The 532-nt window shown below is 67.9% G+C and carries 1 protein-coding gene; it reads right to left on the reverse strand.

Annotated features, from left to right (window positions below):
• Positions 1-420: DUF4916 domain-containing protein (locus CXQ89_RS18000; protein WP_104162208.1), on the reverse strand; the 420-nt coding region annotated here is incomplete at its 3' end.
• Positions 421-532 lie beyond the last annotated feature (112 nt).

Below are 532 nucleotides of genomic sequence, written 5' to 3' on the forward strand. Positions count from 1 at the left end.
GGCGTCCTGGCGGGGCTCGCATTCGCCCGTCACGGGAATCACGTAGGCCAGGGAGACGGCGTGTTGGGGCTCATCCGTGAAGCCGGTCTGGGACGGGGCCGGGAAGTACTCCGCCACGGTGAAGGGGACCGGGCTGATGGGCAGTTGCGGGAACGCCAGCGGGCCAAGGTCCTTCTCCATATGCCGGAGAAGGGCCGCGCGGATGGTCTCCCGGTAGATGACGCGGCCGGAAACGAGGGACCGGACCATGGTGCCGTCCTCGTCCGCCTGGAGGAGGGTTCCGACTTCATTGACGAAGCCCAGCGGATCCAGCCGGACGGGCACTGCCTCGACGTAAACCATGGGCAGCCGCCCGCGCGCCTCAAAGAGGTCTTCTTCGGAGAGCCAGCCGGGATTCGGGTCAGGGGTGCGCACGTTCATGGTTAAGTTCTACCGCATGGGACGCCGCTCGGAGATCCATACCGTGGCTGGCACGTGGGGCGCGGCGGCGCCGGCATCCGGGTTGGGCACGTGGAGAGTGCTGCCAAACGCC

Origin of the sequence: Arthrobacter sp. ZGTC212 (genome assembly GCF_002929255.1) — a bacterium.
Classification (GTDB): domain Bacteria; phylum Actinomycetota; class Actinomycetes; order Actinomycetales; family Micrococcaceae; genus Arthrobacter_B; species Arthrobacter_B sunyaminii.